General features: G+C 47.1%; 16 protein-coding genes. 5 read left to right on the top strand and 11 right to left on the bottom strand.

Annotation, left to right across the window (positions count from 1 at the left end; all coding sequences use genetic code 11):
* Window positions 1-133: 133 nt before the first annotated feature.
* Window positions 134-2,932 (top strand): bifunctional aconitate hydratase 2/2-methylisocitrate dehydratase, encoded by a 2,799-nt coding sequence (locus ACFQ45_RS01310; protein ID WP_377364526.1) that lies wholly within the window; start codon window positions 134-136, stop codon window positions 2,930-2,932.
* 163 nt (window positions 2,933-3,095) lie between these two features.
* On the opposite strand, the gene mqo is transcribed toward ACFQ45_RS01310, so the two are convergent.
* The 3 genes from mqo to ACFQ45_RS01295 form a co-directional block, all read right to left on the bottom strand.
* Window positions 3,096-4,733, bottom strand: coding sequence for a malate dehydrogenase (quinone) (gene mqo, locus ACFQ45_RS01305; protein WP_377364524.1), 1,638 nt, complete (start codon window positions 4,731-4,733; stop codon window positions 3,096-3,098).
* 213 nt (window positions 4,734-4,946) lie between these two features.
* Complete coding sequence (locus ACFQ45_RS01300; protein WP_377364522.1) at window positions 4,947-5,498, bottom strand: DUF1439 domain-containing protein; 552 nt, start codon at window positions 5,496-5,498, stop codon at window positions 4,947-4,949.
* A gap of 77 nt (window positions 5,499-5,575) precedes the next feature.
* Complete coding sequence (locus tag ACFQ45_RS01295; RefSeq protein ID WP_377364520.1) at window positions 5,576-6,820, bottom strand: TIGR03862 family flavoprotein; 1,245 nt, start codon at window positions 6,818-6,820, stop codon at window positions 5,576-5,578.
* Window positions 6,821-7,311: 491 nt separating this feature from the next.
* Here ACFQ45_RS01295 and ACFQ45_RS01290 point away from each other — a divergent pair, with 491 nt between their 5' ends.
* Window positions 7,312-8,316 (top strand): BCCT family transporter, encoded by a 1,005-nt coding sequence (locus tag ACFQ45_RS01290; protein ID WP_377364518.1) that lies wholly within the window; start codon window positions 7,312-7,314, stop codon window positions 8,314-8,316.
* Window positions 8,317-8,400: 84 nt separating this feature from the next.
* Here the strand turns inward: ACFQ45_RS01290 and ACFQ45_RS01285 are convergent, their stop codons facing one another.
* Window positions 8,401-8,562 carry a hypothetical protein gene (locus ACFQ45_RS01285; RefSeq protein ID WP_377364516.1) on the bottom strand — a complete coding sequence of 54 codons (162 nt, stop codon included), beginning with the start codon at window positions 8,560-8,562 and terminating at the stop codon, window positions 8,401-8,403.
* Between ACFQ45_RS01285 and glsB the strand changes: the two genes are divergently transcribed.
* From glsB to ACFQ45_RS01270, 3 genes are all read left to right on the top strand, one after another.
* Window positions 8,561-9,469, top strand: coding sequence for a glutaminase B (gene glsB / locus ACFQ45_RS01280; protein ID WP_377364514.1), 909 nt, complete (start codon window positions 8,561-8,563; stop codon window positions 9,467-9,469). The genes ACFQ45_RS01285 and glsB overlap by 2 nt on opposite strands.
* A 139-nt stretch (window positions 9,470-9,608) precedes the next feature.
* Window positions 9,609-10,220 (top strand): YccT family protein, encoded by a 612-nt coding sequence (locus tag ACFQ45_RS01275; RefSeq protein ID WP_377364512.1) that lies wholly within the window; start codon window positions 9,609-9,611, stop codon window positions 10,218-10,220.
* Between the two features lie 48 nt (window positions 10,221-10,268).
* Complete coding sequence (locus ACFQ45_RS01270; RefSeq protein WP_377364510.1) at window positions 10,269-10,580, top strand: DUF1840 domain-containing protein; 312 nt, start codon at window positions 10,269-10,271, stop codon at window positions 10,578-10,580.
* 6 nt (window positions 10,581-10,586) lie between these two features.
* Here the strand turns inward: ACFQ45_RS01270 and ACFQ45_RS01265 are convergent, their stop codons facing one another.
* The 7 genes from ACFQ45_RS01265 to nusA all read right to left on the bottom strand — a co-directional run bounded on the left by ACFQ45_RS01265 (window position 10,587) and on the right by nusA (window position 19,050).
* Complete coding sequence (locus ACFQ45_RS01265; protein ID WP_377364508.1) at window positions 10,587-10,802, bottom strand: VF530 family protein; 216 nt, start codon at window positions 10,800-10,802, stop codon at window positions 10,587-10,589.
* A 156-nt stretch (window positions 10,803-10,958) separates the two neighbouring features.
* Window positions 10,959-13,070, bottom strand: a complete 2,112-nt coding sequence (pnp, locus tag ACFQ45_RS01260) for a polyribonucleotide nucleotidyltransferase (protein WP_377364506.1) — start codon at window positions 13,068-13,070, stop codon at window positions 10,959-10,961.
* 183 nt (window positions 13,071-13,253) lie between these two features.
* Entirely contained in the window at window positions 13,254-13,523 is a 270-nt protein-coding gene (gene rpsO / locus ACFQ45_RS01255; protein WP_377364503.1) for a 30S ribosomal protein S15, read from the bottom strand.
* An 88-nt stretch (window positions 13,524-13,611) separates the two neighbouring features.
* Complete coding sequence (gene truB, locus ACFQ45_RS01250) at window positions 13,612-14,541, bottom strand: tRNA pseudouridine(55) synthase TruB (RefSeq protein WP_377364501.1); 930 nt, start codon at window positions 14,539-14,541, stop codon at window positions 13,612-13,614.
* A gap of 9 nt (window positions 14,542-14,550) precedes the next feature.
* A complete protein-coding gene (gene rbfA / locus ACFQ45_RS01245) occupies window positions 14,551-14,940 on the bottom strand; it encodes a 30S ribosome-binding factor RbfA (protein WP_377364499.1) in 390 nt (129 codons plus the stop codon).
* 14 nt (window positions 14,941-14,954) lie between these two features.
* The gene (gene infB, locus ACFQ45_RS01240) at window positions 14,955-17,534 is read right to left on the bottom strand and encodes a translation initiation factor IF-2 (protein WP_377364497.1); all 2,580 of its coding nucleotides are present in this window, start codon (window positions 17,532-17,534) and stop codon (window positions 14,955-14,957) included.
* Between the two features lie 25 nt (window positions 17,535-17,559).
* Window positions 17,560-19,050 (bottom strand): transcription termination factor NusA, encoded by a 1,491-nt coding sequence (gene nusA / locus ACFQ45_RS01235; RefSeq protein ID WP_377364495.1) that lies wholly within the window; start codon window positions 19,048-19,050, stop codon window positions 17,560-17,562.
* Between the last annotated feature and the right edge of the window lie 28 nt (window positions 19,051-19,078).

The raw sequence follows: 19,078 nt of genomic DNA, 5'->3' as shown, positions 1-19,078 counted from the left end.
ATAAACACCAACTATATTTTTTTAGATGATGGTGGGTATTAGCTGTGTACAGCGGTTTTCCGTTGAGGTGTTCGCGGCTTTTTAATATCTTGATACTTGACCAAAACTAGATTTGAGAGAGAAATTTGGCGCTATGAGTTTATATACTGATTACCTACAAGAAATTGAGGTTCGTAAAAAGGACCTGGGCCTTGCCCCAAAACCAATCGATGGCGCTGAGTTGCTGTCTGAAATCATTGATCAAATCAAAGATACGGCAAACGAGCACCGTGAAGAGTCTCTAAACTTCTTCATCTACAACACTCTGCCAGGTACAACCCCAGCAGCCGTTGTAAAATCAGCATTTCTAAAAGAGATCGTACTAGGCAACGAAGTGGTTGCAGAGATCTCTCCTGAGTTCGCACTAGAGCAGCTTTCTCACATGAAAGGCGGCCCATCTGTCGCAGCACTTCTAGACGTAGCACTGTCTGACCACGCTCAAGCAGCCGCTGCGGGGGAAGTACTTAAGTCTCAAGTATTCCTATACGACGCTGACTACGATCGTCTATCTGCTGCTTACAAAGCTGGCAACGCCATTGCTAAAGAGCTTCTAGAAAGCTACGCGAAAGCTGAGTTCTTCACTAAGCTTGACGACATCCCAGAGAAAATCGACGTTGTGACTTACATCGCAGCAGAAGGTGATATCTCTACCGACTTGCTATCTCCTGGTAACCAGTCTCACTCACGTGCAGACCGTGAACTACACGGCCTTTGCATGATCAGCCCAGAAGCTCAAAAAGACATCGTTGAGCTAGGTAAAAAGCATCCAAACGCCAAAGTGATGCTGATCGCTGAGAAAGGCACCATGGGTGTAGGTTCTTCACGTATGTCAGGCGTGAACAACGTTGCACTTTGGGCAGGTGAAAAGACTTCTCCATACATTCCATTTGTTAACAACCGTCCAGTGGTTGCAGGTACAAACGGTATCGCGCCAATCTTCCTAACGACAGTTGGTGTAACCGGCGGTATCGGTCTAGACCTGAAAAACTGGGTTAAGAAAACGGATGCAAGTGGCAACGTTGTACGTGACGAAAACGGCGATCCAGTTCTAGAAGAAGCTTACTCTGTTGCAACAGGTACCGTTCTTACCATCGATACAAAAGCTAAGAAGCTTTACAACGGCGACAAAGAGCTTGTAGACGTATCCTCTTCTTTCACTCCACAAAAAGTGGAATTCATGAAAGCCGGTGGTTCTTACGCAGTAACATTCGGTAAGAAACTACAAACGTTCGCAGCAGAAACGCTAGGTATCGAAACACCAGCGGTTTACGCACAAAATAAAGAAATCTCTAACGAAGGCCAAGGCCTAACAGCAGTAGAGAAAATCTTTAACCGCAATGCGGTAGGTGTGAAATCTAAAACACCACTTCACACAGGTTCTGACGTTCGCGTTAAAGTGAACATCGTAGGTTCCCAAGACACAACTGGTCCAATGACTTGCCAAGAGCTTGAGTCTATGGCCGCTTCTGTGATCTCTCCTACTGTTGACGGTGCTTACCAGTCAGGCTGTCACACAGCGTCAGTATGGGACAAGAAAGCTCAGGCAAACATTCCTAAGCTAATGTCTTTCATGAACAACTTCGGTGTTATCACTGCACGTGACCCTAAAAACGTTTACGCGCCAATGACCGACGTAATCCACAAAGTACTGAACGACATCACAGTTGACGATCGTGCGATCATCATCGGTGGTGACTCTCACACTCGTATGTCTAAGGGTGTAGCGTTCGGTGCGGACTCTGGTACGGTTGCCGTTGCCCTAGCGACAGGTGAAGCAGAAATGCCAATCCCTGAGTCTGTAAAAGTGACGTTCAAAGGCCAAATGAAGCCATACATGGACTTCCGTGACATCGTACACGCGACTCAAGCGCAGATGTTGAAGCAGTTCCAAGGCGAGAACGTCTTCCAAGGCCGTGTTATCGAAGTACAAATCGGTACACTGCTTGCGGACCAAGCCTTCACCTTCACAGACTGGACTGCAGAAATGAAAGCGAAAGCTTCGATCTGTATCTCAACTGATGAAACAATGATCGAATCTCTAGAGCTTGCTAAGTCTCGCATCCAGATCATGATCAAGAAAGGCATGGATAACGCAGCAAACATGCTTCAAGGTCTAATCGATCTTGCTGACAAGCGTATCGCTGAAATCAAATCTGGCGACGCACCAGCACTTGCTCCAGATGACAACGCTAAGTACTACGCTGAAGTGGTTGTTGACCTAGACGCAATCGATGAGCCAATGATTGCTGACCCAGACGTAAACAACGAAGACGTGTCTAAGCGCTACACCCACGATGTGATCCGTCCGACCTCTTACTACGATGGCCGTAAAGTTGACCTAGGTTTCGTTGGTTCTTGTATGGTGCACAAAGGTGATATGCAAATCATCGCTGCCATGCTTCGTAACCTTGAGAAGAAAGGACCTATCACTTTCAAAGCGCCTCTAGTGGTTGCGCCACCAACGTACAACATCGTTGATGAGCTAAAAGCAGAAGGCGATTGGGCATTGCTTGAGAAATACTCTGGCTTCCAATTTGATGATGTGAACCCGAAAGAAGCGGCTCGTAAATCATACGAGAACATCATGTACCTAGAGCGCCCTGGATGTAACCTATGTATGGGTAACCAAGAGAAAGCAGCGCCTGGTGACACTGTAATAGCAACGTCTACGCGTTTATTCCAAGGTCGTGTTGTAGAAGATACAGCTGAGAAGAAAGGTGAATCACTACTAGGTTCAACACCTATGGTTGTTCTATCTTGTATCCTTGGCCGCTTCCCTTCTCTTGATGAGTACAAAGAAGCCGTTGCAGGTATCAACCTAACGTCTTTCGCGCCACCAAGCGAAGACCTAAGCGTGAAAGGCGGCGACATCGCCATCACGCCAGTTGCTTAATTTAAGCCAAGCTTAATTAAGACAGCGTAAGCAACACTAAAAAGCCCTGACTCAATGAGTTAGGGCTTTTTTTATGGGTGAACTTTGCCACTGTGACAAAAAAGCCCCGCTCAGCATTCACTGGCGAGGCTTTTTAGAGTGACTCTTTAGCGAGTGAAGCTAACTAAAGCTCAATATTCGCAATGTCATCCTGCTTTGGCATTGTCACCGACTCATCTCCCGCTGGCGCAGCGGTTTTAGGAGCGCGCGGTAAATGCAGTTTCAAAGCTTCACTGGTGCGGATCAACTCACGGTTGGTTGCTGACACATTGCCGTTTAGCTGAGTGCCGTAAGAAGGAATGATTTCTTTAAGTTTGCCATTCCATTCACCAGCGACCTTATCTGCAAACACCTGTTCCAAGACATTCAACATGATTGGCGCTGCGGTGGAAGCTCCCGGAGACGCACCTAACAGAGCCGCAAGACTTGCGTCTGCTGATGACACTACTTCCGTACCGAATTGCAAACGACCACCCTGCTCAGGGTCTTTTTTGATGATCTGTACGCGCTGACCCGCTGTCAGCAAGCGCCAGTCTTCTTTCTTCGCTGTTGGGTAATATTTTTGCAACTCTGCAAAACGATCTTCATCATCCAGCATCACTTGTTCGATCAGATACTGAACCAAGTTAAAGTTGTCCAACCCAACTTGCATCATAGGCACCACATTGTCTGTTGTGGTTGCGCCCAGCAGATCCCATAAGGAGCCATTTTTCAAAAACTTAGTTGAGAAGGTCGCAAATGGGCCAAATAGCAAAACTTCTTTGCCATCAATACGGCGAGCATCCAAGTGGGGCACAGACATTGGTGGTGCACCGACTTCCGCTTGTCCGTAGGCTTTATTAACGTGTTGCTTCACCACTTCTGGGTTTTCCGTCACTAGGAACTGGCCACCCACAGGGAAACCACCATAGACCTTACCTTCAGGGATGCCAGATGCTTGCAGCAACGGCAATGATGCACCGCCTGCACCGATGAAAACGAACTTAGCGTTTACCGTACGCTCTGCTTCACCGTTGGCCAAATCTGCAATGGTCACAGTCCAAGTCTTGTCCGCATTTTGCTCTAAGCCGCGGACTTCAGAATGAAGCTGAAGATCGAAGTTATCTTTGGTTTTTAGATTTTCTACTAACTGACGAGTCACTTCACCAAAGTTAACGTCTGTACCCAATACCGAGTGAGTTGCCGCAACCAGCTGGTTTGGATCACGACCTTCCATCAGCAGCGGTGCCCATTCAGCAATCTGCTGCGGATCTTCGCTGTAGTCCATACTTTGGAATAAGGTGTGCTTTTGCAATTCGGCATAGCGTTTGCGTAGGAAGTTAACGTTTTTGTCACCCCACACAAAGCTCATGTGATTTACGGTACGGATAAAGGATTCAGGGTCATGCATAGCACCCTGGTTGACCTGATACGCCCAAAACTGACGGCTGATTTGGAAGGCTTCGTTAACCTTGATCGCCTTGTCCACATTGATACTACCGTCTGGCATTTCAGGGGTGTAATTCAGCTCCATGAGTGCCGAGTGCCCCGTGCCCGCATTGTTCCAGCCATTGGAGCTTTCTTTAGCAACACCCCCCAAACGCTCCACCATGGTAATGGTCCAGTTTGGCTCTAGCTCTTGTAAATAAGTACCAAGAGTTGAGCTCATGATGCCACCACCAATTAGCAGCACATCAACAGGTTCTTCATTGGCTTGGACAGGGGTAAACACGTTAGCAATGCTTACCATAGCGGTCAGCAAGGCTAGTTTGACTTTATTCATAATGATTGGCTCTAAGATCTGTTTTAAGCGGAGATAACAATAAGAAAAGGCCTACCCCATGCCAGCAAAAGCATTGTGGATAAGCCTTCTAGAACACCCTGTACTCAGAGATACACAGGTATTAGCTATTCGAATCGCGGCTAAATTAACACTGACCTAGAGCACATGAAATATTTAGTAATTAAGAGAGGTTAAGATAGTTTAGTTCACCGATTAGGGCTTCAAAGTGAGCTTGCCTTGCTCGATGGTCAAGTCCAAAGGCACACTCGTCAGCAGCCGAACGGCCGTATCACTGGTATCTAAGGTATACACAGGATGAGTGTCTAAATATTGATTCAACAGAGCCATGACTTGATCGCTAACGGGCGCCAAATTGCCCTTGTAGCCCCCAGCTTCCACAGAGCTATTTAATAACGCCAGAGAACGTACAAAGATGGCTTTTTTGTCGCTGTCATAATAGGGCGTGCCTTCTAATTCAAGTGCCAGCTTCGCCGGGTATTCAAACCCCAGCACCTTCATATTCGCTGTGGCAAACGTGCCAAGTTGCACCACATCTCGCCCCTCTGGGCCGATGTTCACCTTCATATCATCTACCGACAGCGTCAGAGGAATACCAGCTAGGTCAGATTTCGCCTGTAGCGCCCCTAATTGACTGTCTAGCACCTGCTCTAATTCACTGTTCGACACGGAATAGGCCGAGTACTGGGACAAGCTAGCGCAGCCGCTTAATACTAGGGTAAAACACGCAAGGAAGAAGGTTTTCATAGTTGGAACTCATTTTTGCAACAGATTACCCAAGTGTAACCTGTCGCAAGCAATCGGTTGGGCTCGTTTAACCGCTTTTACAGGATGTTTTCAGTCCCTGAGGAGGCATTCTTCAAATAGTCCACAGCCCCCTTTCCAGCTACCAAACCACTGGCATAGCAGGCTGTCAGCAAATAGCCCCCTGTGGGCGCATCCCAGTCCAGCATTTCACCGATGCAAAATGTTCCCGGCATGGCTTTTATCATGAGCTCGTCATTCAAGGAGTCCATGGTAATACCCCCTGCTGTGCTGATCGCTTCATCAATTGGACGACAGCTTTGTAAGCGTTGGGGAAGATGCTTTAAGAGCGCTGGTAATGTTTCCAGATCTTGCATTTGTTCTTTCGTGATCAGGGCTTTAAGCAAAGCCAATTTACCACCGGAAAGAGAAAGCTGCTTTCTCAACACGTTGGACAGGGAATCTTTCGCACGACGTTTTTTCAACTTAGCACGGATCTCATCAAGGGACAGATCAGGCAACAAATCCCAATGAACTAACGCTTCCCCAGCCAATTCAATGGCATCACGAATAGGAGCTGACAAGCCATAAATCAAGCTTCCTTCCACCCCATAGTGAGACAAGGTAGCATCGCCCTTCTTAGTGTGTTCACCACAAGTCAACACAACGCCTTTAAGAGGCTGACCGCCTTGTTCTTGCTTAAACGTATCTGACCATGGGTAATTAAAGCCACAATTACTCGGGCGAAACGGCTGACAATCGACCCCATGCTTTTCAAAGACAGATAACCAATGTCCATCAGAGCCCAATCGGGCCCAACTCCCGCCTCCCAATGCAAAAATAACCACCTGGGATCGAACGGTTAACTCTTCCATAGGCGACTGGATTCTCAAGTCTCCCTGATCATTCCACCCCAACCATCGATGGCGTGTCTCTATGGTGACACCCGACTCTTTGAGACGCTTTAGCCAAGCACGTAATAGAGGCGCCGCTTTTTTCTGGGTAGGAAAGACTCGACCAGAGCTCCCCACAAACGTCTCCACACCTAGCTCTTTTGCCCACTGCACTAAATCTTCACTATCAAATACGTCTAACCAAGGGGCCACTGCCTCGCGAGGTTGATATCGATTTATAAAAGCAGGCTTGCCTTCAGAATGGGTGAGGTTAAGACCACCGATCCCAGCCCGTAAGAACTTCCGACCGACGGATGGCATGGCATCATACACGGTAACTGGAATCTGTTGCTTGGCTAACTGCTCAGCAGCCATTAAACCTGCTGGGCCTGCGCCAATCACTACGGCTTTGAGAGAAGTTATAGAGGACATATACTTTGATCTTTCTATTAAAAGAGAATACGAACCAACCCACATTTTGCAGAGGTTCGCACCTTGAAAAGGAGATGAATTTTACTTGCTCGCAGGCTAAGAGTCTGCATTTAGTTTTATCCCAAACCCATACTACACCCATATTTTCTGGTTATTAGTCGTCATGATAAATACTGGCTTTTCCATTGAGGATTCGGCTCACTTCAAACCTCAGGCATGCATAGAAAGTAGAGCTAGAGACAAGACAATTTCTTTACACATTTGAAAAGCATCCGCTTATCCTATAGGATTTTTATTAATTAAACGTTTAATTAAAAAAAATCGGAAGGTGTATGAATTTCCTTTTATCGTCGGGCCTAATATTCTCTTTCGCTGCTATAGCAGTGATTCTCCTAAAATGGTGGAACAAAAAGTGCGTTGGGATAACCCCTGTCAGCACCCTTGTTTTTATCGCAATCTTGTTCACCTCAGGACTTGATGTCGGATTAATCATGTTCCCATTAACGGAGTTTGGGGGTTACGCGAATCTAACGGAAAATCCTGAATACAGCTTCGCCAACCCACTCGCTATCGAATTCGGTTATTGGGCATTTTTAATCTGGGGATTCTATTTCTTAACCTGCTTTTACTTTTGTGTGATCGAACCAAAAGTTCAATTCTTTGAAATCCCAATCGTTAAGTTAGTCAACAATATTGTCATTATCGGCACTTGTGCCTTCACCGCTTACCTACTGCTAGTAAACCTGCCTTGGTATCTGCCTCAAATCGGTGATGGAGAATCAGTAGTCTCCAGCTTCTATTGGATTGTATTTGCTTCCATTGCGCTTGCAGTGTTCTCAAGCAGCAGTATGAAGTTGCTAAGACTGCTCAGTTTAGGCTCGAGCATTCTCTTTATCGCGTTAATCATTATCATGTGGTTCCGCGCTTACCTAACCGATAACGGAAACCCTGAGGACTTCCTAAACAACGCAGGCCTTATCGGTGACTACTTCACAAACATCTATCAGTTTATGTTGCCGTTAAATGACTACCACGCGTTTTACCTTTTCTGGTGGTTTTCTTGGAGCATCATGATTGGCCAGTTCACCGCACGCTTTGTTAGCGGCATTCGCACTTGGCAGCTACTGTTAGCCATGATGGTCTTTCCATCGATTGCAATTGGCATCTGGTTTACGATCCTCTATCACTATCATATTGAAAGCCTTCACATTGCGGGGTTCATCAAAATTATGATGGTCACTGTGGGTATATTGATGGTGATAAACTCTTTAGATTCGTTAATTCGGTTGTATACAGACAACTTGAACATCACCGTGAAACGTTTCGGCCTAATCCCTTACATTGCCGGAAACTTTGTCGTGATGTGCACGCTAACCCTGCTGTTCCAGCTCGACTTTCTTCGCATTCAATGGGTCGGCGCTCTGGTCATTGGCTTATATTTTTCTTGCTTTTTTTACATTGTATTTAAGAAACGCTCTGACATAGCCAGCATCTAATATGTTGGGAAAGCGCCATATTGTTTAAAGCAGCAATACCTAATCACCAAAACGGGGGCAAGTAAAACCAACCTCTTTCAAATGCTAGGCCAGAGCCAACAATACTATGGTTGGCTCTGGCCCAGCAGCTGAAATAGGTGGCGATGTTCCCCTCCCCCCTGCTTGATAAATTTCTTTTTGGTTTTCTAGAGATTCTGGCACAATCTTCCCCCAAAATAATAACGCCAGAACAATAAGGCTCCCCATGCAAGCACTCCTCAGCAAGATCTTCGAAGACGTTAAACCTCTAATGGGAAAAGGCAAAGTCGCTGACTACATTCCAGCACTGGCCAGTGTAGACCCAAACCAATTCGGCATTGCCATTTTTAGCAACGAGGGAGACCTGTATCAAATTGGTGATGCAGACACGCCATTTTCGATCCAGAGTATTTCTAAGGTCTTTAGTCTCACCTTGGCCATGAAGCACTATGGCAAGGACATGTGGCAACGGGTTGGCAGAGAGCCATCGGGACTACCCTTCAATTCACTGGTGCAACTAGAGTACGAACACGGCATTCCCCGTAACCCTTTTATCAACGCTGGGGCATTGGTGATCAGCGATATGAACCAGTCCCGCTTTGCGTCGCCACACTATGCCATGAGTGAGTTCGTACGCCGCATCTCAGGTAATCCTGAGATCAAAACGGACCTACAGGTGGCAGACTCCGAATACGAATTTCGCCATCGCAACGCCGCCATGGCCTACTTAATGAAATCAAACGGCAACTTTGAAAACGAAGTCGAAGACGTCTTAAAAAGCTACTTCGCCAATTGCGCCCTACGCATGAGCTGTGTGGATTTGGCCAAAGCGTTTAACTTCCTTGCGAATAAGGGCTATTGCACCATCAGTCAGGAGCAAGTGATTTCAGAAGAGGAAGCAAGGCAAGTCAACGCCCTCATGGCAACCAGTGGCATGTATGATGAAGCGGGCCATTTCGCCTTTCAGGTAGGTTTACCCGGTAAAAGTGGTGTGGGCGGCGGCATCGTTGCCATCGTCCCAGGACGCTTTTCTATCTGTGTTTGGTCTCCAGCCTTAAACAAGGTGGGTAACTCCTGTGCTGGGGTGGCTGCATTAGAATCCATGAGTAAACATATAGGTTGGTCCGTGTACTGATATAGCCATCCACCACATTGAGGCAAAACAAAGTATATCCCTTCAGCAAAACGTTAGGACAAGTTCAACACCCACGACTTTATGCTAGGTTACGTCTACTTAAAGAATGACGCAGTTTTACGGTTAAGGAGACAGGAAAGTGGGTGTACGTTCGGGTGTTGTATTGATGGGTGTCTTGTTGGGTATCACGAGTGTTTCCACAACGGCGGCCACATTTGAAGTGCCACGCAACTTTGAGATCATGTACGTAGATCTGGAAAGCACCGGCAATCTTGGGGGCGACTTCAAAGCCGAACTGGAACCAGGCAAACGCCAACTAGTTGTACGTTACAATGACCGTATTGGAGGTGGTGCAGACGCGGATCGTTTCCAGTCTGAGCCCATCATCCTCGACATCACAGTGGCACAGGATGACAACATCCTTTTAGAAGCCCCCCATTTATTCCGCAAAAATGACGCAGCCAAATTCGCAGAATCCCCTGAGTTCACACTCATTCATAAGGACAGTGGCGAGGCGTTAAATTACGACATGCACATGCTACCCACTCAACCTGGGGCACAGATGTTTCGAGATTACAAAGACGAAATTCGCGCATTCACTCAAACCTATCAAGCCCCCTCTGTTACTGCAAAAGCGGCAGACAAAGAACAAGCAAAGACAGAAGCCTTGGATATGCTGAAACTCTGGTATAACCGTGCTTCAGCAGAAGATCAGAAAGCCTTCCAAGAGTGGATGACGGATACTCAATAATCCATTTTCCCCTACACTATAATGATTCCATCAATCAGAGGGTGAGCCATGTTGATCGTTTTTAAATGCCAAGCTTGCGCCAACATCACCATGTTTGGCTCCGTTGCTCAGCAATTAATCCAGATGATGGGGAGCGGCAATGCGATTCCCGGAGCCATCACTGCGGAAAACGTACCAGACGCATTAAAGCGATTGCAAAGCGCCCTCTCACGCTACAAAGAAACAGCTGCTCAACAGAGCTCTACAGATGAAGACGACGAGCAAAACGAGCCATCTGTCAGCCTTGCCCATCGGGCCATTCCTTTGATCGACATGCTCAAAGCCGCCATTGAAGATGAAGCGGATGTGATTTGGGAATAACGAGAATCAACCGCTAAACGTTTCAATATACAGCGCTTCCACCTTATCCCTCGCCCACTGCGTTTTACGCAGAAATTTTAGGGAAGATTTAATCGAAGGGTCATTAGAAAAACAGTTCACACGGACACGGTCGTATAGGCCATCCCAGCCGTAATGCTCGACTAGATGTGTTAGTATCTTTTCTAGTGACAGACCGTGTAATGGGTTATTGGGTTGGCTCATTGGGAATTCCTGATTTGGGTAGGAAGGGAGTTTAGCAGGTTTTGGAGATCTGGAGAGGTATGATCTAGGAGATCTTACCCCCTTTCTAAAAACCGCAGGCATTAAAAAAGGAGCACCGAGGTGCTCCTTTTTAGGATCTAACGAGAAGTTAGAAGATTAACCAGCTACGAATGCTGCTTTTTCTTCTTCTGTTACTTCTTTCATAGACAGTTTGATACGACCACGTGCATCTACGTCTAGTACCTTAACGATTACGTCTTGGCCTTCTTCTAGTACGTCTGCAACAGCACGGATGCGTTCTTCAGCGATTTGAGAGATGTGAACTAGGCCGTCTTTGCCTGGAAGGATGTTCACGAATGCACCGAATTCCGCTAGGCGTACGACTTTACCTTGGTAAAGTTTGTCCACTTCTGCTTCTGCAGTGATCTCATGGATACGTAGCAGTGCTGCATCAGATGCTGTTTTATCTGGTGCGTAGATACGTACTGTACCGTCGTCGTCTAGGTCGATAGAAGCGCCAGTGTCTTCGGTGATAGAACGGATGGTTGCGCCGCCTTTACCGATTACTTCACGGATCTTATCAGGATCGATTTTGATCGTAGCCATAGATGGTGCGTTTGGAGACACCTCTGGACGAGCGTAACCAATTACTAGAGCCATTTCACGTAGGATGTGCTTACGTGCTTCCATCGCTTGAGAAAGAGCGATGTCCATGATCTCTTCGTTGATACCTTCGATCTTAATGTCCATTTGAAGTGCTGTGATACCTTCTTCAGTACCCGCTACTTTAAAGTCCATGTCACCAAGGTGGTCTTCGTCACCTAGGATGTCAGTTAGGACTGCAAAGCCGTCTTCTTCTTTAACAAGACCCATTGCGATACCCGCAACCGGTGCTTTAAGAGGAACACCCGCATCCATCATAGACAGAGACGCGCCACACACAGAGGCCATAGAGCTTGAACCGTTAGATTCAGTGATCTCAGATACCACACGGATGGTGTATGGGAATTCTTCTTCAGAAGGAAGTACCGCCTGAACACCACGGCGCGCTAGACGACCGTGACCGATTTCACGACGACCAACACCGCCCATACGACCACACTCACCTACAGAATAAGGAGGGAAGTTGTAGTGCAACATGAAGCTGTCTTTAGACTCACCCGCTAGACCGTCAGCGATCTGAGCGTCACGGCTTGTACCCAAAGTACAAGTCGCGATGGCTTGCGTTTCACCACGTGTGAACAACGCAGAACCGTGAGTTTTCTTAAGCATGCCCACTTCAACGTTGATGCCACGAACAGTTTTGTTGTCACGGCCGTCGATACGTGGTTTGCCATCGATAACACGACGACGCACGATGTTTTTCTCTAGCTTGCCGAATACGCCTGTCACGTCTGCTTCAGAGTATGGGCCTTCTTCTGTTACAAGCTGAGCAATTGCGGCTTCGCGCACTTCGCCCAATTTCGCGTAACGGTCCATTTTGTCGCTGATTGTGTAAGCTTCTTCGATTTGTGCTGCGAAACCTAGTTTAACGGTTTCAACAAGGTCAGCATTGGCTTGCTCTGCAGACCATTCCCAACGAGGCTTGCCAGCTTCTGCTGCGAAGTCGTTGATGGTTGCGATAGCCGTTTGCATTTCTTTGTGTGCGTAAAGTACTGCACCTAGCATTTCGTCTTCTGTCAGCTCTTGTGCTTCAGACTCAACCATTAGCACTGCGTCTTTAGTACCCGCAACGACCATGTCTAGTAGAGACTCAGTCAATTCAGAGTTGCTTGGGTTCAATACGTAGCCAGACTCGTCGTTGAAACCAACGCGTGCTGCACCGATAGGACCGTTGAATGGGATACCAGAAATCGCCAACGCAGCAGAGGTTGCAAGCATCGCTGGGATGTCTGCATCTAGGTCTGTGTTAGTAGACATAACCGTACAAACCACTTGTACTTCGTTCATGAAGCCTTTCGGGAACAGTGGACGAATCGGACGGTCGATCAAACGAGACGTTAGGGTTTCTTTTTCAGAAGGACGGCCTTCACGCTTTAGGAAACCACCAGGGATTTTACCTACTGCGTAAGTACGTTCTTGGTAATGTACAGAAAGCGGGAAGAAGTCTTGGCCGTCTTTTGCGCTTTTAGCGCCAACAACGGTAGCAAGCACTTGCGCGTCGCCCATAGTACAAAGTACTGCACCAGTCGCTTGACGTGCGATACGGCCAGTTTCTAGTGTTACTTCATGTGCTCCGTATTGGAACGTTTTAGTCGTAATACTCACTCGTATTCCTTACTTAATTTTTTGTAACTTTCTCCCAAAGACATTCTTTGTTAGCCAGTACTCAGATGTGTTCTGTTTTAGGACCTTAACATCAGGTCAAAAACACATTTGAAGTACAGGCTGTCCCCTGGGAGGCCTATAAGAAAAAAAGGGCCATAGATTTTCTATGGCCCCTCTTCGGTCTTAGCGACGTAGACCTAGCTTTTTGATCAAGCTAGTGTAACGTGCTGCGTCTTTACGCTTAAGGTAGTCCAACAACTTACGACGTTGGTTAACCATGCGGATAAGACCGCGGCGAGAATGGTGATCGCCTTTGTGATCTTTGAAGTGACCTTGTAGACCTTCGATGTTCTTAGTTAGCAATGCAACTTGAACTTCTGGTGAACCAGTGTCGCCTTCTTTAGTTTGAAACTCTGCAACCAATGCTGCTTTTGCTTCTGCAGATAATGCCATAATCATAATCTCCGAATTAATATGCTTATAAAAGAATCCAGGGTGGCCGAGCATATTTCCAGTCATCCTAGGGTCGTGAATTATAACACTAGTTGCGCGCTAACTCACTGGTATTTACTAATCTATGTGGCTTAATTTTACCATTTTTCACTTCACCAAGGCCCAAGAAGGCATTTGATTCGGTGACGTAAAGGCGCATTAATTGCCCTTCTGGCAAACCACGGGTGTCGTTAAGCAGTCGCCCAAATACAATATCTTTAGATTCTTGCAAAGACATGACAATTTCAGGCAAGTGCAATACCGCTGTGTCGGCACCCATAAGGTGCTTATCCAGCTCTGGCTCCCCTTGCTCAGCTAGCGCCTCAAACGCTTCAATAGTGAGCATGTCTTCCGGGTTGTAACCCGCGGTCGACACTCGATGCAGGGTTTTAAGGTGCGCACCGCAGCCTAGAGCCTCGCCAATGTCTTCTCCAATGGTACGTATATAAGTCCCTTTGGAGCAGCTGATATCTAAGGTTAGAGTATTCTCTGTTCGCTCTAGCACGGTTAAATTAGAAATCACAACGGCGCGACGTTTGCGCTCAATGGTGATGCCTTTACGTGCATACTCGTACAGGGGCTTGCCTTCATGCTTTAGGGCCGAATACATCGGCGGAACTTGTTCGATATTGCCACGAAACGAATCCAACAGCGCTTCCAGTTCTTCATCCGATAATTGAGGCACAGGCTCGTTGCTAAGCTCTTCACCTTCTTTATCACCGGTTGTTGTACGAATACCAAGCTCAATACAGGTAATGTATCGCTTGTCCGCATCAAGAAGAAATTGGGAAAATTTGGTCGCCTCACCCAGACAAAGGGGCAGCATACCAGTTGCGAGGGGATCAAGTGCGCCCGTGTGTCCGGCTTTAGCAGCACGGAACACACGACGAACTTTTTGTAACGCTTGATTCGAGCTGAGTCCCAAAGGCTTATTTAATAGAACAACGCCATCAATGGCGCGCCATTGCGTTTTGCCCATGGTCAGTACTTACTCTTCTTCTGAATCTTGGTTCTTTTGGTCCTTACGAAGCGCTTGGTCGATCAATGCCGACATGCGCGCACCGTTGACAACACTGGTGTCGTAGTGGAAACGCAGGTGCGGCATAATGCGCAACTTCACTTCTTTCGCAAGACGGTGACGCAGGAAGTTTTTAGCACTGTCCAGTGCCGCTTGGTTTTCAGCCAAGCGTTCCGCGTTGTCGTCCAATCCAAGTACGGTGTAGTAAATATCCGCATACCCTAGATCTTTCGCAACGCGTACTTCGTTAATCGTCACCATGCCCAAACGTGGATCTTTCACTTCAAACTGTATAAGGGATGCCAGCTCCTTTTGGAGCTGATCACCAATACGACTAGTACGACTGAATTCGCCTGCCATTTTGATACCCTATATTAAAGTGAACGAGCGACTTCGATTGTCTTGAAGACCTCGATTTTGTCGCCTTCTTTCACGTCGTTGTAGTTCTTAACGCCGATACCACATTCCATACCTTGACGGACGTCGTTAACTGCGTCTTTGAAGCGACGTAGGGATTCTAGTTCACCTTCGTAGATTACCACGTTGTCACGTAGGACACGGATTTTCTCGTTACGGTAAACCGTACCCTCGATAACCATACAGCCTGCAACCAGACCGAATTTAGGCGAACGGAATACGTCACGTACTTCTGCTGTACCAACGATCTCTTCACGTAGATCTGGCGTCAACATACCAGACAAGGCTTGTTTCACGTCGTCAATGATGTTGTAGATAACGCTGTAGTAACGTAGATCAACGTTTTCACGCTCGATGAATTGCTTCGCTGAGCTGTCTGCACGAACGTTGAAACCGAAGATTACTGCTTGAGAAGCCAGTGCTAGGGTCGCGTCAGTTTCAGTGATACCACCAACACCGCTGGACACTACGTTCACTTTTACTTCATCAGTACTTAGATCAGTCAAAGACTTGATCAGTGCTTCTAGGGAACCACGTACGTCTGCTTTCAATACGATGTTCAATGTGCTGACTTCGTCTTTGCCCATTTCAGAGAACATGTTTTCAAGCTTAGCGGAGTGTTGACGAGCAAAACGCACTTCACGGTACTTACCTTGACGGAAGTTCGCTACTTCACGGGCTTTACGTTCATCAGCAACAACGATGAATTCTTCACCCGCTTCTGGTGTACCGTCTAGGCCAAGAATCTCGACTGGGATAGCAGGACCAGCAGACTCAACCGCTTTACCGTTTTCATCTAGTAACGCACGTACGCGGCCCATGTTTAGGCCTGCAAGAACGATGTCACCTTTACGTAGAGTACCGTTTTGAACAAGTACGGTTGCTACGGAACCACGTCCACGGTCTAGGCGGGATTCAACCACTACACCTTTACCTGGTGCACTTGGTACAGCCGTCAATTCAAGTACTTCCGCTTGCAAAAGAATCGCTTCAAGAAGTTCATCAATACCTTGGCCAGTTTTCGCAGAAACTTCTACGAACTGAATGTCGCCACCCCATTCTTCTGGAACAACTTCCTGTGCAACCAATTCGTTACGCACTTTATCTAGATCAGCAGATGGCTTGTCACACTTAGTGATCGCAACAACAATCGGAACACCCGCTGCACGAGAGTGCTGGATGGCTTCGATGGTTTGTGGCATTACGCCGTCGTCTGCCGCACACACTAGGATAACGATATCCGTTGCTTGCGCACCACGTGCACGCATTGCCGTAAATGCCGCGTGTCCAGGTGTATCCAAGAAGCTGACCATACCGTGATCTGTTTCAACGTGGTAAGCACCAATGTGCTGTGTGATACCACCAGATTCACCCGCTGCAACGCGAGTAGTACGGATGTAGTCAAGTAAAGATGTTTTACCATGGTCAACGTGGCCCATTACGGTAACCACTGGTGCACGCTTGATTTCTTCACCCTCATAATCGATGGCATCGATCATGTCATTTTCTAGGGCGTTTTCGTCAATGTACTTAACCGTGTGACCCATTTCTTCAACCACTAGGGTTGCTGTGTCTCGGTCGATCGTTTGGTTGATAGTCGCCATAGCGCCCATCTTAAACATCACCTTGATCACTTCGGCTGCCTTGATAGACATTTTCTCAGCAAGTTCAGCGACTGTGATGCTTTCAGGCAGTGCAACTTCATGGACGATTGGTGCCGTCGGCTTTTGGAATCCATGCTCTTGTTTCACTGCTGGCTTTTTAAGCTTACGCTTGCCACCGCGACGAGAGAATTCTTCATCACCGTTTAGCGAAACGCGGCCACGTTTCTGATCGTTCTGACGACCACGAGGCTTGTCTTTTTCACGGTCGCTTCTTGGCGGTGATTTTTTACCTTTAGGCGCTGGAGCACTGGTTTTGCTTTCGCCTTCAGGTTGAGACACCTTACGATTGGTCTTAGTCTCTTTTGGTGTTTCCACGAGTGTATCCGCTCCCATATCGGAGTCGTTTTGCTCCGTTTGCTTTGCAGCTCGCTCTGCAGCATCACGCTCTGCTTGTTTACGCTGTGCTTCTTGTCGAGCTAATTCTTCAGCTTCTGCTTTCGCTTTGGCTGCCTTCTCTGCTTCCTGTCTCGCAAGTTCTTCTTCGCGAGCACGTTCCGCCTCGATACGTGCTTTTTCTTCTACCTCACGTTGTGCAGCAGCTTGTTCTTGCTGGCGCTGCAACTCATCTTCGGCATTATCACGTTTAACATAAGTTCGTTTCTTTTTCACAGCCACATTGACTGTTTTTCCAGCACCGCCAGCAGAAAGCGTACTTTTTGTACGACGCTGCAGGGTAATACGCTGACCTGCATCACCTTCTTCTGAATCACCGTGTTGGCGTTTCAGATAGTTTAGCAGGATTTGCTTCTCAACATCAGAGACTTCTTGGTCTGCACTTCTTTGTGGCAGACCAGCATCTTGCATCTGAGCCAATAGCTTCTCGACTGGTGTGTTCACCAGCTCGGATAGTATCTTAACGGTTTGAACTGTCATTAAGTTCCCCCTTTTTACTCAGATTTTATTCAGATTCAGCAAACCAAGGCGCGCGCGCGGTTAAAATTAATGCTGCTGCGCGTTCTTCATTCATACCTTCAATTTCGAGTAACTCGTCAACTGACTGTTCAGCCAAATCTTCCATGGTAATAACGCCTTTCGACGCCAATACAAGAGCTAGGTGATTATCCATACCTTCCATCTCAAGAAGGTCTTGAGCAGGTTTCGCACCGTCTAATTGCTCTTCTGCCTGTAGCGCTTGGTTTAGTAGCGCTTCCTTAGCACGAGTACGTAGCTCGTTTACCAAATCTTCATCAAATCCGTCGATGTCCAACATTTCTTCCATAGGTACGTATGCAACTTCCTCAAGCGTTGCAAAGCCTTCTTCGACCAGCATAATCGCTAGGTCTTCATCGATGTCCAAGGCTGTCACAAACAAGTCGATCAATTTTTGAGATTCTTCTTGCTGTTTCTCTTGAGCATCTTCGCTGGTCATAACATTAAGCGTCCAACCAGTTAGGGCTGACGCTAGGCGTACGTTTTGACCATTACGACCAATCGCTTGCGCTAGGTTGTCGCTTTTCACAGCCACGTCCATAGAGTGCGCATCTTCGTCAATAACGATTGAGTCAACTTCAGCTGGCGCCATAGCATTAATAACAAGTTGTGCTGGGTTATCATCCCAAAGCACGATATCAACACGTTCACCATTCATTTCATTCGATACCGCTTGTACACGTGCGCCACGCATACCCACACAAGCACCGATTGGGTCTATACGGCGGTCACTGGTTTTCACAGCGATTTTCGCACGTAGACCTGGATCACGTGAGGCACCACGAATATCAATCACTTCTTCTGAAATCTCAGGCACTTCAAGGCGGAAAAGCTCCACCATAAACTCAGGAGACGTACGAGAAAGAACCAATTGTGAGCCACGAGAATCTTCGCGAATCTCTTGCAACAAAGCACGGACACGATCGTTCATACGGAAAGTTTCGCGATTAATCAGCTGATCTTTTGGTAGAGACGCTTCTGCATTTTCCCCTAGATCGATAATCAAACTGTCACGGGTCACTTTCTTAACTTGACCATGAACGAGTTTGCCAACTTTCTCGCTGTAACGAGCCACCATTTTCGCACGCTCAGCTTCACGTACTTTTTGTACGATCACTTGTTTCGCTGTTTGCGCAGCAATACGGCCGAACTCTTCTGATTCAATTTCTTCTTCGTAGATTTCGCCAGCACCCAGTGCTTGCCCCATCTCTTCCATGTCATCAGTTGTCAATTCAGAATCTGGTGCAGAGTAATCTTCGTCTGCAACGATGTCCCATTGACGGTAAGTTTTGTATTCACCTGTACGTTGATCGATGGATACGCGTACTTTTACATCGCCTTCAAAACGACGCTTTGCGGCACTTGCTAATGCAGTCTCTACAGCTTCAAAAATCACCTGTTTAGGCACATCTTTTTCGTTTGAAACTGCTTCTACTACCAAAAGAATTTCTTTGCTCATCCTTTTAGCCTCTCTTAAAGGTTAAATA

This window comes from Rhodanobacter aciditrophus (assembly GCF_042679525.1).
Lineage (GTDB): Bacteria > Pseudomonadota > Gammaproteobacteria > Pseudomonadales > Marinomonadaceae > Marinomonas > Marinomonas aciditrophus.
Note: the sequence above shows the minus strand (reverse complement) of the source record. Positions and strands in the feature narration are given on the sequence as shown.